The organism is Pseudoalteromonas sp. APAL1, assembly GCF_021532475.1.
GTDB classification, from domain to species: domain Bacteria; phylum Pseudomonadota; class Gammaproteobacteria; order Enterobacterales; family Alteromonadaceae; genus Pseudoalteromonas; species Pseudoalteromonas lipolytica_C.
In genome coordinates this window covers 110,762-123,983 of record NZ_JAKGAW010000008.1, presented here as the reverse complement: position 1 = coordinate 123,983, position 13,222 = coordinate 110,762, and the positions used below count along the sequence as shown (strand labels likewise).

General features: G+C 39.5%; 13 protein-coding genes. 6 read left to right on the top strand and 7 right to left on the bottom strand.

Annotation, left to right across the window (positions count from 1 at the left end; translation table 11 throughout):
* Positions 1–158 precede the first annotated feature (158 nt).
* From L1264_RS06075 to adhP, 3 genes are all read right to left on the bottom strand, one after another.
* Positions 159–1,280, bottom strand: a complete 1,122-nt coding sequence (locus tag L1264_RS06075) for a GIY-YIG nuclease family protein (protein ID WP_235403800.1) — start codon at positions 1,278–1,280, stop codon at positions 159–161.
* Between the two features lie 271 nt (positions 1,281–1,551).
* Positions 1,552–1,968, bottom strand: a complete 417-nt coding sequence (locus tag L1264_RS06070; protein ID WP_235403798.1) for a hypothetical protein — start codon at positions 1,966–1,968, stop codon at positions 1,552–1,554.
* A gap of 346 nt (positions 1,969–2,314) precedes the next feature.
* Positions 2,315–3,325, bottom strand: coding sequence for an alcohol dehydrogenase AdhP (gene adhP, locus L1264_RS06065; protein WP_054563854.1), 1,011 nt, complete (start codon positions 3,323–3,325; stop codon positions 2,315–2,317).
* A 250-nt stretch (positions 3,326–3,575) separates the two neighbouring features.
* Here adhP and L1264_RS06060 point away from each other — a divergent pair, with 250 nt between their 5' ends.
* Together L1264_RS06060 and L1264_RS06055 are read left to right on the top strand one after the other, a co-directional pair.
* The gene (locus L1264_RS06060; protein ID WP_135926439.1) at positions 3,576–4,133 is read left to right on the top strand and encodes a GbsR/MarR family transcriptional regulator; all 558 of its coding nucleotides are present in this window, start codon (positions 3,576–3,578) and stop codon (positions 4,131–4,133) included.
* Between the two features lie 743 nt (positions 4,134–4,876).
* Complete coding sequence (locus L1264_RS06055) at positions 4,877–5,290, top strand: hypothetical protein (RefSeq protein ID WP_135926438.1); 414 nt, start codon at positions 4,877–4,879, stop codon at positions 5,288–5,290.
* A gap of 237 nt (positions 5,291–5,527) precedes the next feature.
* On the opposite strand, the gene L1264_RS06050 is transcribed toward L1264_RS06055, so the two are convergent.
* The gene (locus L1264_RS06050; protein WP_135926437.1) at positions 5,528–6,553 is read right to left on the bottom strand and encodes a lytic murein transglycosylase; all 1,026 of its coding nucleotides are present in this window, start codon (positions 6,551–6,553) and stop codon (positions 5,528–5,530) included.
* Positions 6,546–6,827: a YcgL domain-containing protein gene (locus L1264_RS06045; protein WP_235403797.1), complete on the bottom strand. Its 282-nt coding sequence runs from the start codon at positions 6,825–6,827 to the stop codon at positions 6,546–6,548. The genes L1264_RS06050 and L1264_RS06045 overlap by 8 nt, the downstream gene beginning before the upstream one ends.
* Before the next feature lie 155 nt (positions 6,828–6,982).
* Here L1264_RS06045 and minC point away from each other — a divergent pair, with 155 nt between their 5' ends.
* From minC to minE, 3 genes are read left to right on the top strand one after another with little or no spacing between them, the layout of a single operon-like run.
* Positions 6,983–7,687, top strand: a complete 705-nt coding sequence (minC, locus tag L1264_RS06040) for a septum site-determining protein MinC (protein WP_135926435.1) — start codon at positions 6,983–6,985, stop codon at positions 7,685–7,687.
* A gap of 5 nt (positions 7,688–7,692) precedes the next feature.
* A complete protein-coding gene (minD, locus tag L1264_RS06035; RefSeq protein WP_135926434.1) occupies positions 7,693–8,502 on the top strand; it encodes a septum site-determining protein MinD in 810 nt (269 codons plus the stop codon).
* 1 nt (position 8,503) lies between these two features.
* Entirely contained in the window at positions 8,504–8,767 is a 264-nt protein-coding gene (gene minE, locus L1264_RS06030; RefSeq protein ID WP_135926433.1) for a cell division topological specificity factor MinE, read from the top strand.
* A gap of 56 nt (positions 8,768–8,823) precedes the next feature.
* On the opposite strand, the gene L1264_RS06025 is transcribed toward minE, so the two are convergent.
* Positions 8,824–9,240, bottom strand: coding sequence for a GNAT family N-acetyltransferase (locus L1264_RS06025; protein ID WP_235403796.1), 417 nt, complete (start codon positions 9,238–9,240; stop codon positions 8,824–8,826).
* A 70-nt stretch (positions 9,241–9,310) separates the two neighbouring features.
* Positions 9,311–12,100 (bottom strand): TonB-dependent receptor, encoded by a 2,790-nt coding sequence (locus tag L1264_RS06020; protein ID WP_235403795.1) that lies wholly within the window; start codon positions 12,098–12,100, stop codon positions 9,311–9,313.
* Positions 12,101–12,491: 391 nt separating this feature from the next.
* Here L1264_RS06020 and L1264_RS06015 point away from each other — a divergent pair, with 391 nt between their 5' ends.
* The gene (locus L1264_RS06015) at positions 12,492–13,220 is read left to right on the top strand and encodes a copper homeostasis protein CutC (RefSeq protein WP_235403794.1); all 729 of its coding nucleotides are present in this window, start codon (positions 12,492–12,494) and stop codon (positions 13,218–13,220) included.
* Positions 13,221–13,222 lie beyond the last annotated feature (2 nt).

Below are 13,222 nucleotides of genomic sequence, written 5' to 3'. Positions count from 1 at the left end.
TCAACTGAATCAATAGTCTAATTATATAAATATCAGTATATTAAGTGAACTAAATGTATAGATTAATAGATCATAAGCAGAACATACTTAGACCAAAAGGTGATCAGAGTTTTCACACAGTCTGTGCAAACAGCAGACTTTTAAGGCTCAGCCTATTGTTAGATATCCTTTAATACCAAGGCTATCGTTTCTTCAAAAACATGTTTTGCTAATTTCTGTTTTGACTTGCCAATTGAAAAGTATTCACCACGCCCCAACTCACTTTTTTTCTTTGGATCTGAATATCGATACTCGTAGATAGGAAATTTTGACGAAAACATGGCCTTTAAAACTTTTTCTACACTCCGGTAGCTATCAACTTTATGACAACAATCGTTTTTAAGACTGGGGTATTCACTGTGATGCGTCTTAAGCCTTTTTTCCAAGTTTTTTATACTATTAGAACCGCCAATTTTTATTATGTTGTCGGATAATACTGCTAGATAAACGTACTCAAAATCTTTCCTTGCTAATTTTTCCTTACTTTTTAAAAGCTCTAGTGTCTTTTCAAATATTTCTAATAATTCCTTATTTGCATTTTTTCTTTCAGAGTAGGAGACTGAAAACAAAGTAATGTCACTTGGAGTAAATTCAAAAAATTCCTTACAAGTCATTTCATATGAATCATTAAAGCTTCTACCTTTTCGAATATGTTCACATAACCTTGCCGTGTGCTTTCTCTGAAACCATAAAGGAAATTCACTTTCATCAATCTTCTTTAATATAGAAATATCATCATAAAAATTCATCGTTGTATATTTTTTAAATTGCTTTTTAGCATTTTCTATTGGATCGCCTTTTACATCAAACAGCGATAATTTTGATAAACTTGAAATAATTAAATCTTTTTTAGTGTTTTTATTAATAATTTCAAGAATCTTAATGAATACATGCGATTTTTTTTCATACTCGAGATTATATTTATTGAGTTCAATTTTTTTCGGCATACTACTTATAAATGGAATTTTCCATATATTGTTGCAGTAATATTTAAAATAACACTCTCTAGGCTCGAGTCTTCTCCCCTCTCCAATGCTTATTTTTTTTAATGTTGTACCTAAAAGACTGCGTTCAACCACTGTTTTTTTCTGATTACACACTTTAAAAAACAAATTTTCAAAGATATTACTTGCTGAAGACAAGCTAAACGGCATGCCTGTCGTTTTCATTACATTACTGGCAAATTCTAATCCAAAATTTGTTAACAATACATTCGCAAATGTACTTCTCTTGATATTCAAACTCAATATTCCTCCAAATAACAAAATGATATTTTACGCTTCACTAATAGGAAACTATAAGTAAGTAAAAATAAGCGAGGTAGGTACTTAAGCACCTTTTATTTGTCTTTTTTATATGACTTACTAATTTTCTTATATTCACCAGACTCTAGTTGCTTGATTAATTCATTAATTTGGCTTTCGGTCTCAATACTGATCTCATCATCGTTTTTACGCTCTAATTCAATATCAACATTTAGTTTTGCAGTTCCGTCATTTGATTGGGTGATCCTTAAACTGCGTTTTTTATCATAAAAGGTCCTAACTCATTCCTTTTCTCTATTCTTTCATAGATATTATCTGCAGCAACTTTAGATGGAGCTTGTGTTCTTTTCTTAAATTCCTCCCATTGAGGTGAAGTTTTTACATAATCTATAGTTAGATCGTATATTGCTTTTCCGATTATGCCGCCTAATGCACCAACAAGGGCAATTTCCCATGAGCCTTTTTTTATATCAGATAAATACAATTCTGCTTTTTTAGAAACTAATTTTTTTAATTGGGTATGACTGGCACTTGGAAATTCACTTATGAGCATATCAAACGTTCCTAATTCTAGGTCTTTTTGCAGATCTCCTACTACGCCACCAAGCATTGTTTTCATTGATAACTTATTACCTGGTGTTTTAACTCTAATTGCAATATCCATATACACTCCAATTGAAAAAACATTTATCAGAAGACATTTTCCTTATTTTAGCGGAAGAAGGTCCTTATTTTATAAGCTTATATTAATAGCAAAGAGTGTAAGTTATTGCCAACTAAAAATATTATGCTTTATATTGGTTATATAAATATGGTAAAAGAGAAAGTTATCTCATATTTTAACTATGCAACCTGAAAAACCGCTTCTAGCTCAAAGCACTCCTTTACGCACTAGCTTTAACTCATTTAGGAAATATCCAGAATTAACCAAGCCACACGATTGTCATAATAAAAACTGTCAGATTCAATTGAGTCACTCAACCAAACCTGACAGCGTTAACTGACTCAGCTTAAAGCGTCATCACGATTCGACCTGTGATATCGCCTTTTAACATGTCGTCAAAAATATCGTTGATATCTTCGAGGCGTTTTTCTTCAATAATGGCTTTAACTTTACCTTTAGCAGCAAAGTCGAGGCATTCTTGTAAGTCTTTACGCGTACCAACGATTGAGCCTACAACAGACACACCATTTAACACGGTATCGAAAATTGGCAATGGCATATCTTCGGGTGGTAAACCTACAAGTACGCATTTACCGCCACGGCGCACGCTTTTATAAGCTTGCTCAAAACCGGGTTTTGATACAGCTGTACACACAACACCATGTGCCCCGCCCACTTGCTCAAAAATGGTTTCTGAAGGCACTTGCTTCATAAAATCTATGGTGATGTCTGCGCCAAGCTCTTTGGCTAATGCCAACTTGCTCTCGCCGGTATCAACGGCAATCACATTAAAACCCATTGCTTTTGCGTACTGCACTGCTAAATGGCCTAGGCCACCAACACCGACAATTGCCACCCAATCACCCGCTTTTGCATCGGTCACTTTAAGCGCTTTATAGGTAGTAACCCCAGCACAAAATAGTGGTGCGGCTTCTGCAAACCCTAATCCTTCAGGAATTTTCACCACGTAATCACCATGGGCTACACAATACTCAGCGTAACCACCATCGACTGAATATCCTGTGTTGTGCTGCTCAAGGCATAAGGTTTCTTTGCCTTCTAAACAAAACTCACAATGACCACAGGCGCTGTATAACCAAGGAACACCGACACGGTCGCCTACAGATAAGTGTTTAATGTTTGCGCCTACTTTTTCGATAGTACCCACCCCTTCATGGCCCGGCACTAATGGCATTTTTGGTTTGACTGGCCAATCTCCATGACAAGCATGTAAATCTGTGTGGCACACTCCACATGCGGCAATTTTAACTAGCACATCGTTAATTCCCACCTCTGGGCATGGGATATCTTCAATAGTTAATTTACCCTTGTACTCTTTATTTACTGCAGCTTTCATAACGTTCCTCCATGGTATTATTAGATTTCAGCCTATACGATAAACTTATTAACTGTCACTATTATTGATCCACATCAAATAGCTAATCACTGCGGCATTTAATTAAACTATTATTTAAATTCAACAACTTAAATTTAAAATTGGGCGTATCTACACTTTAGTAGTAGCAGATTGCATAGTGGCTATTTCTTTTAGTTATACCCCGAGCGTGCTAGCATTTAATTTCTGAAATTTTTGAATACTAAAAATTATGAGCCTATCTGAAAAAAACTTAGCTTTTGTTATGCACTGCGGTGAAATGGGTAGCCGTTGGGGCTTTAACCGCACCATTGGTCAAATGTGTGGATTATTAACCATTACTAAAGAGCCAATGACCGCCAATGAAATTGCCGATACCTTAAGTATCTCGCGCGGAAACGTAAGTATGGGTATTAAAGAGCTACAGTCTTGGCGCTTAATTAAAGTGCATCATATTCCCGGTGACCGTAAAGAATACTACGGCCCTGCTGGCAGCATTTGGGATATGGCCAACCGCGTATTCGAAGAGCGTAAAAAACGCGAGATAGACCCAACCCTTAGCCTGCTTCGCGATAACATTTTAGAAGAAGCCCACACTGATGATGAGCGCTTTGCTCAGCAGCAAATGCAAGAAATTCACGACCTGCTCGAAACCGTAACCAAGTGGTCAGCAGAGCTACAACGCTTAAGCCCTGAGCAGCTTCAAAGCCTAATGAAACTAGGTTCTGGCATTGGCAAGGTACTTGATTTTAAAGATAAGATTTTGAAAAAGCCGGCGAAGAGTGAGTAAGTTACCAAGTTAGACCTTGTAGGCGTGAAACTTGTTTCGCGCGCTCTCTTGTAGGTCGTTCTTTAGCGCGTTGTTTGAAAAATATTTAACGTTTTGTCGCCATAAATGACGACCTACATCAATATAATCCCTCAACAGAGGCCTTTAAAGCCAAACATCTAAAGATTCACGGCTGAAGCCGTTCCTACGGTGTTTTGTAGGTCGTGCTTTAGCGCATCATTTGAAAAATATTTAACGTTTTGTCGCCATAAATGACGACCTACATCAATATAATCCCTCAACAGAAGCCTTTAAAGCCAAACATCCAAAGATTCACGGCTGAAGCCGTTCCTAGGATGTTTTGTAGGTCGTGCTTTAGCGCGTCATTTGAAAAATATTTAACGTTTTGTCGCCATAAATGACGACCTACGCCAATATCCCCTTCGGTGTTGGAGTCGTTTAAAGCCAAACATCAAAGATTCACGGCTGAAGCCGTTCCTACGGTGTTTTGTAGGTCGTGCTTTAGCGCGTCATTTGAGAAAGCATTCAAGATTGTGTCGCCATAAATGACGACCTACATCAATATAATCCCTCAACAGAGGCCTTTAAAGCCAAACATCCAAAGACTCACGGCTAAAGCCGTTCCTGCGATGTTTTGCAGGTCGTGCTTTAGCGCGTTTGAACGGGTAATCATATCTGCTCTTGCCTTTGCTATACTAATAATTAAGTATTTATTTACGTTCTGACTTAAAGGATATTAATCTATGTATAAACAGACAGAAATAAATTACTCGTTAATTATTATTTTATTAGTGATTAGTGCCTTTATAATTTTATCGCCTGAACTGGCTGGCCTCAAAATAATTATATTATCGATAAACCTGCTTATTACTTTGTTATTCTTTTCACTAACAATAGTCATCGATAAGCAAAAGCTACGTTGGTATTTTGGGTTTGGGATTATTAGCAAAAGTGTTGAATTATCTCAGATTGACGATACTTCTACATACCAAACAAAATGGTATCAAGGAATTGGTATACGTATGCTAAGTGATGGCTGGTTATATAATGCCTCAGTTGGAAAAGCCGTTAAAATAACTTTAACCGACGGGAAAAACATATACCTTGGCTGTAAAAACGTAGAGGCACTGCAAAAAGCACTCAAAGTAAACGTTTAAAAATTGTATCGAGGGGAAAGTTTGCGAGTTTGTAGGAGGCGTTTCAACGCCGAACATCTAAATTCACGGCTGAAGCCGCTCCTACAAAAAATGTTCAAGATTGTGTCGCCATAAATGACGACCTACACCAATACAATTTCTCGACGTAGGAGGCGTTTTAACGCCGAGTAAGTTAGCAAGTTGCTCGGGTAAAACTTGTAGCTTTACCCTTGGTACTTGCTAACTTTTATTACTCAATTACTTAATCGCTGGGTAACCGATACGGTCAGATAAGTAACCTACACTAGTAGCAAAGTAATACGAGCGATTCCAGTGCATAAGTGCTTTGTAGTTATCGTAGGCTAGATACATACGACCGTTTACGTCATCAGGCATTACCATTGCGGCGGTAATATCAACGTTTGGTAAGTCGCTACCATCCATTTTACGAACCCCAAGAGCTTGCCAATCAGCAAGGCTGCGCTCTGAATCTTTCCAATACTCTAACCATTGGCTGCGGGTTTTAGTGCCGCGTTTAAGAATATTTGAATTATCGAAGCCTTCAGGTAATTTAACTTGGCGACCCCAGGTTAAATCATCGTTCCACCCTGCTTGCTTTAAGTAATTGGCGATTGAAGCGAATGCGTCTTCTTCGGTGGTCCAAATGTCTTTGCGGCCATCACCATTGTAATCAACAGCGTAAGCGTTAAATGAGGTTGGCATAAACTGCGTTTGCCCCATTGCACCAGCCCACGAGCCTTTGAACTTATCAAGGGTAATGTGACCCTCTTTTAAGATATCAAGCGCTGCCCAAAGTTGGTTTTTGTACATAGTTTCGCGGCGGCCATCAAAAGCAAGTGTTACTAATGATGCAATCACACTGTGACCACCTTGGATTTTACCGAAGTTACTTTCAAGGCCCCAAAGTGCCACAATAAAACGTGCTTGAACGCCGTATTCTTTGGCTACTTTTTCAAGAACGTCTTGGTTTTCTTTGTATAACTTACGCGCGCGGTCAATTTTCCATTGCGGCACACGTTTAGGTAAATAAGTTTCGAGGGTTTCTTTTACTTCTGGCTGATTTTTATCTGCTGAGATTACTTTCTTTTTAAATTTAGCCGTTGCGAATGCTTGCTCGATTAAGGCTTGATCATAGCCCTTTTCAATTGCTTCTTTTTTTAATGCAGCAACGTAAACGTCAAAATCAGCTTGGGTTTTTTCTTCTGCCAGTACTGATGTGCTCAAAGAGGCACTAAGTAAAATAACGGCAAGTTTTTTAATCACTCTCAACTCCCTTGTTTTTTTTGAATTGGGTTAACAGGTTTTCTTCTGGCGGTGGTAATTGTAAGTAGAAACCTTTATCAATTAACGCTTGCTTAACCGTTTCGATATCTGCAAAACCTAACTTTTCACGACTAGCAAGATTGATCATCATTACGTATTTAGGTTGACCAAACGTTTCTAGTAAAGGTTCAGGAACACGACCAAAATCGTCTCTTTTTTCAATAAAAAGGTAAGTATCCGCTTTTTTCATACTTTTATACACCGCAGTTAGCATTATGGCCCTATAATATCTTGCTTAACGAAGTCGCACACTATAACATGAGTCAAATAATAAGTTAGAAAAAATAGATTAGTTTTTACTGTGTATGCCTTGTTCAGCCTGTGTTTATATACAAACTATACTAATCAAAACAAATCAATTGAGCGTGTATGTCGGAACAAATTTTTGAGCTAAAAGGGAACCTTTTTACGTTATCTGTTTTACATTTATTTTCAGCAGATACATCCCTCTTAAGTAAGCAGTTAGATGAGAAAATCGCCCAAGCACCTAAGTTTTTTGCTGGTGCCCCCATCGTAATTAACTTAAGTGACATACAAGACGAAACTCTTGATTTCTCATTCTTAAAATCAATGTTAAGCGGTCTTTCGCTAAACCCTGTTGGCGTTTGCAATGGCTCTCAAGAGCAAAACGAAAGCGCGAAAGCTGCAGGCCTGTCGGTGTTAAATTATTCACAAGACGTTAAGGGTGCAACCGCTAAACAACAAACAAATACATCTATCGTTGAAAAAACCGTTCATTTGCCTGCGCAGGTTATAAGCGGCACTGTACGCTCTGGTCAGCAAGTATACGCAAAAGACCGCGACCTAATCGTGATTGGTTCTGTAAGTCATGGCGCCGAAGTCATAAGCGACGGTAACGTGCACATTTATGGCACCCTTCGCGGCCGTGCAATTGCAGGGGCAAAAGGTTACAACGAAGCACATATATTTTGCCAAAAATTAGAAGCAGAACTTGTTTCAATTAATGGTAGTTATTGGATCAGCGACTCTCTTCAGGGTGAACACTGGGGTAGCGCAGTACAAATCCAACAAAAAAATGATTCATTAGAAATTTCAGCTTTGGTTAAAGGATAAATCTCATGGCAAAAGTGATTGTCGTTACTTCTGGTAAAGGTGGTGTTGGTAAAACCACATCGAGTGCTGCGATTGGCACAGGTTTAGCGCTTAAGGGCTTTAAAACCGTTATTATCGATTTTGATATTGGTCTGCGTAATCTTGACCTTATCATGGGGTGTGAGCGCCGCGTTGTTTATGATTTCGTAAACGTAATCAATGGTGAAGCAAACCTTAACCAAGCGCTTATCAAAGATAAACGCGTTGATAAGTTACATATTTTACCTGCTTCACAAACCCGCGATAAAGATGCCCTTACCCGTGATGGTGTTGAGCGTGTACTAAACGAGCTGAAAAAAGATTTTGATTACATTGTGTGTGATTCACCAGCAGGTATCGAAGCCGGTGCAATGATGGCAATGTACTTCGCTGACGAAGCGATTGTTACAACTAATCCAGAAGTATCATCAGTACGTGACTCTGACCGTATCCTAGGTATTTTACACAGCAAATCAAAACGTGCTGAAGAAGGCCTTGAAAGCGTAAAAGAACACTTACTATTAACTCGCTATAATCCTGAGCGTGTTGAAAAAGGCGAAATGCTTTCGGTAGAGGACGTACAAGAAATCTTAGCGATTAAACTACTGGGCGTTATTCCAGAATCACAAGCTGTACTTAGTGCATCAAACTCTGGTCAACCGGTTATCTTAGATTCTGAATCGGATGCAGGCCAAGCGTACACTGATGCTATCAATCGTTTATTAGGCGAAACTGTTGATTTTCGTTTCTTAGACGTAGAGAAGAAAGGCTTATTTAAACGGATTTTTGGAGGTTAATGTGTCTTTACTTGACTACTTCCGCTCAGAAAAGAAAAGCAGTGCGTCACTTGCAAAAGAGCGATTGCAGATCATCGTCGCGCACGAACGTTCACAGCGTGGTACACCAGATTATTTACCACAGCTAAAACAAGACATCCTTGATGTTATTCGTAAATATGTGAATGTAAACAGTGATGCAGTTCAGGTGCAGTTTGACCAAAACGAAGATGACTTAGCGGTACTTGAGCTAAACGTCACTTTACCTGACGAAGAAAAGAAATAGTCAAAATTGGGCGCTTAGTTATTCTTAACAGCGCCCTTTTTTTATTTCTGCTGTATTTATTTTTGCCACTGCATATGAAACTCGTAGTCATCTTCGCCTAGAGTTTTAAACCCTGCCCGTTGATATAGCCCATACGCTGGGTTCGCTTTTAGCACCGTTAAATTAATTTCTGATGTTTGCGCTTTTAGTGCATCTAACACCTGAGTGCCTAGCCCTTTGCCCTGCTCTTTAGGTACAATTTGTAGCTGTAATAAACTAATTGCTTGGTCACTAACTATGAACTTGGCAGCGCCTACACATTGGCCGTTATTTAACACTAAATGACTGTGCTCAAAGTGCTCTGCCACTCTTGCTTGATGCTGCTCAAGTGATAAAAATAATTCCTGATTCTCTAAGTGCTCAACCATGGTATTTAACCTTAAGTCGAGTAAATAGGCTTTGTCTTGCTCGGTAGTCGCTACAAATTCAATCATTATTGTCTTTAAAAAAAAGGTACTTTTATAAAAGTACCTTTTTAGGTTGCAACAAACAACATATCTAAGATTAGAAGCTATAATTTGCGCCTAAGTAAAAACGGCGGCCTGAATATTGGTTATAGGTAAAGCGATTACTTTGTTTCCAATAACCTTCTTCTAACTCTTCTGTTAGGTTTACAACTGACGCGGTAAACGAAAGATCCTCAGTTAGGTTATAAGAGGCATTCACATCAAGCTGACCATAGTCTTTGGTATATAAGTTGTAGCCTTGGTGAATACCGTTGGCCCGGTCGTCTTTCCAGTTATATGACGCACGAACACTAAAGTCGTCATTCTCAAAATACACCGACACATTATATTGGTGCTTAGCCGTGCCTGGAATTTCAGCCTTTGTTTTTTGCCCGTCAGTCGATACTTCGCTGGTGCTGGTATCTGTGTAGGTATAGTTGGTTAAAATACCAAAACCATTATCAAATGAGTGCTGGAAGAACAGCTCTAAGCCTTCTGATTTTGCATCACCGCCACCCACTTTGGTGTTCATTTCAACTTCAATTGGGCCATTACAACAATTGTGCTCACGCTCAACTATTTCCACTGATGAAATCGGTAAATTAGAAATATCCTTAGAGAATAAAGTTGCCCCTAGCGCAGAGCCATCATCGTAATACCATTCAATACCTAAATCGAATTGATCAGATAGCATTGGCTCAAGCCCGGTGTTTACAGAAGTACCTGTACCACGACCAGTCCATGAATCCGGCGAGTTAATGTTAACTGGTGGTCCGTATGATTCCGCTTGGCTTAAGTCTGAATAACTCACTCTTGCCATTGTGCGCGCTGCAGCAAAGCGAACGACAAGGTCTTCGGTTGCATCCCATGCTAAGTTGAAGCTTGGTAATACTTCACTGCCATCACTACTGCGTTCATTCGGGTCTGTATCATTATCATCATGGCCAATGACTTCGTCGTAAGTCAAAGTACTAAGCTCTGTGTTTACATAGCGCACACCAACATTACCGCGGAAATCTTGCCATTCGAAATCAGCTTGTGTGTAAACAGACCAAATTTTCTCTTCAAGGGCATAGGTACCCGACAGTGAAGGTACAACTGTCTGGCTAAAGTTCTCTTTTAAGTAGTTATCAAGCGCTCCAAAATCAAACGCTAAGAAGTTAAATGCACCGGTATCACCCGCACTGTTATCAACCACATGGTCGCTCACCAATGTTGGTGCATCCGGGTGAAAATCTGGATTATGGAACCACTCAGTTCCTGGTAAATAACCACGGTAACCACCGTTATCCGCTATGCCGTCATCCCAACGAAAGTCGTTACGAATACCTTTAATTTCGTGGTCGCGGTATTTAGCCCCCACATAGACACGGGTGAAAAAGCTGCCATCAAGGTCAAATTTTACATCAGTTTGAATGTAATCTTCTGAGTCTTCATTTTCAGATGAATAAGAATCAAACCAATCATAATATTGGTACGCTTGTTTATCGGTAGCTAAATCAGTCGACACTTCGTAGCTTGGTTTTCCGCCTTTGGTTGACCAGTGCCAACTATTTACTGAACCTAAACGCGCATCTATATTGGCGTAGGTTTCTTTTGAAGTACCGCCTTCAGCTTCGGTATGACCAAGCTTTAATGTCACGCTGTAAGTATCGCCATAATAAGTGCCTTCAAAATCATAAGTATTTGATTTTGACTCGCCAAAACGTTCACGCCCTGTCAACTGCGGCGATAACAAACCACGACGAACGGGCACACCGCCATTTACATCGGCATCACCCCAGTTATTGTCATTCAGTAAACCGTTATCAGCATTACCATAGGCAACCACCGTATCACCATCTAACACAATACCGTAATACGGGTTGTGGTTATCGTTCCACTCAGCAAAAGTAATGCTTTGCCCTGATTGGTCATACCCTAGCTTGGCACCAAAATAGTTAAAGTTTAAGTCAAGTCTGTCACTTGGCGCCCACTGAATGGCCACTTGATAACCATCACGTGTGCGGTCTTGGTTTGAGTTTGTAACGTACATAGCCCGTGGTGCCCACACATTGTTGTACACTTCGCCAGTTGCTTGGTCTACAAGCGCTGGGCGCTCTGCCCCTTCAACCGTATCTGAGTGAAAACGCCAGTGTGAGGCGTTGTTAGTGATGGTTGTTACGGTGCGATCTTGACGAGTAAATCCGGCAAGCACACCAAAGTTTTCGTCGTCATTTTTCCATGAATACAGCACATTAACTTGCGGCTTAGTGTCTTCAGACACATCATCGTAAGTTACCTCAGCGCTCAACGCCCCTGAGTTTGCTTCCATTTCAAGTGGTTTACGGGTGTGTAAAATAACTGTACCACCAATACCGCCTTCATCAATGCGAGCTTCAGCACTTTTGTATACTTCTACACTTTTGATCATGCTTGAAGGCAATAGCGTGTAATTAAAACTACGGGTAGGAGTACCAGAACCTGATGAAGCGATATAGTTACCGTTTAATTGGGTAAGTGTCCAATCAGGTGACGTACCGCGAATACTGACACGGCTACCTTCGCCACCATCGCGGTCAATCAAAACGCCCGATACACGTTGCAATGAATCAGCGACATTTTTATCAGGAAATTTACCAATATCCTCTGCTGTAATTGCATCGACAGTTGCAGCTGAAAGTCGTTTTATTGCTAAGTTTTCTGCGGTTGAAGAACGAATACCACGTACTTCAATCACTTCTACATCGTCATTTACTTGCTCTGCCGCGTAACTTGTATTAACTGCAGCCAATAACGAAATCAAAATTGCATTACGCTTGAAATGCCTTCCTTGCCCTTTTGTTTTTATTACAGTTTGCTTGCCCATGCCTATCTCCAGTTGTGTGTTCGGTTTTTGTTTATGAGGCTTTAGCCTCTGCAAAAACGATTTATTGTTGTCGGTTTTTAAACTGATTTTTGGTAGTTAACAGCTTGTTAAACTCAAACTCAGAATAGGGGGAGGTGGTCAAAAAGTGATAATAAAAATTCGGTGACAGATATGACAAAATCGGCGTTAAGAATATTTTATCTTATTTTTTGTAATTTATGTTTTATAGTGAATCACAAGTTTATAGAGTCAAAAACACTTGCATTTAAAATAGGAACTAAATAATAAGTCACTGATTTATAATTAAAATACTAACATAAACAATACTATCATTATGGTTCTTAAATAGATACTTTAAAGCTGGTGTAATAAACATGGCAAACAAATAACAATGAGCAATGGTAAAATTCTTGAAGTCTGCTTAAATGAAACAGACACAAAGCAGCTGACAAACAATGTTTTAATGGCTGGCAACTTAGGTGTAAGCCGTTTTGAGCTATGCAGTAATTTACATTTAGGTGGCCTAACACCGAGTAAACCTGCAATTGACAGTGCTGTAAAAAGCCTAACTAATGGCGCAGAGTTATTGGTGATGATCCGCCCTGAAGCTGGTGATTTTATTGTTAGTGCCGAGAGTCACAAATTAATGGAAAAACAAATAATAATGACAGCTAATGCGGGGGTGCATGGCGTGGTATTCGGTGCAGTAAAGCATGGCAAACTTGATTTAGAGGTGACCCGCTCTTTAGTTGCCACAGCCAAACAGCATGGCCTGATGGTGACCTTTCACCGTGCATTCGATAGCCTAACAAACTCGTTAAGCGCACTTGATAAACTCATTAGCTTAGGCGTTGATCGCGTTTTAACAGCAGGCACGCCGTGGCAAAGCGGCCAAAGTGCCGTAGATGGCTACAAGCTGCTCAACACATACTTAGCGCACTGCGCTAATCAAATTGAAATTGTTATGGGTGGTGGCGTTACTTTAGAAAACGCGGAAGCTCTTTGGCAATTAATAGAAAATCATTCAGCACATGCATCTGTGCATGTACACTCATGCGTGCATAACGAAAATGGTGCAATTAACGCTGAGGCTATCAAAAAGCTTCTTTCAAAGGATTAAGC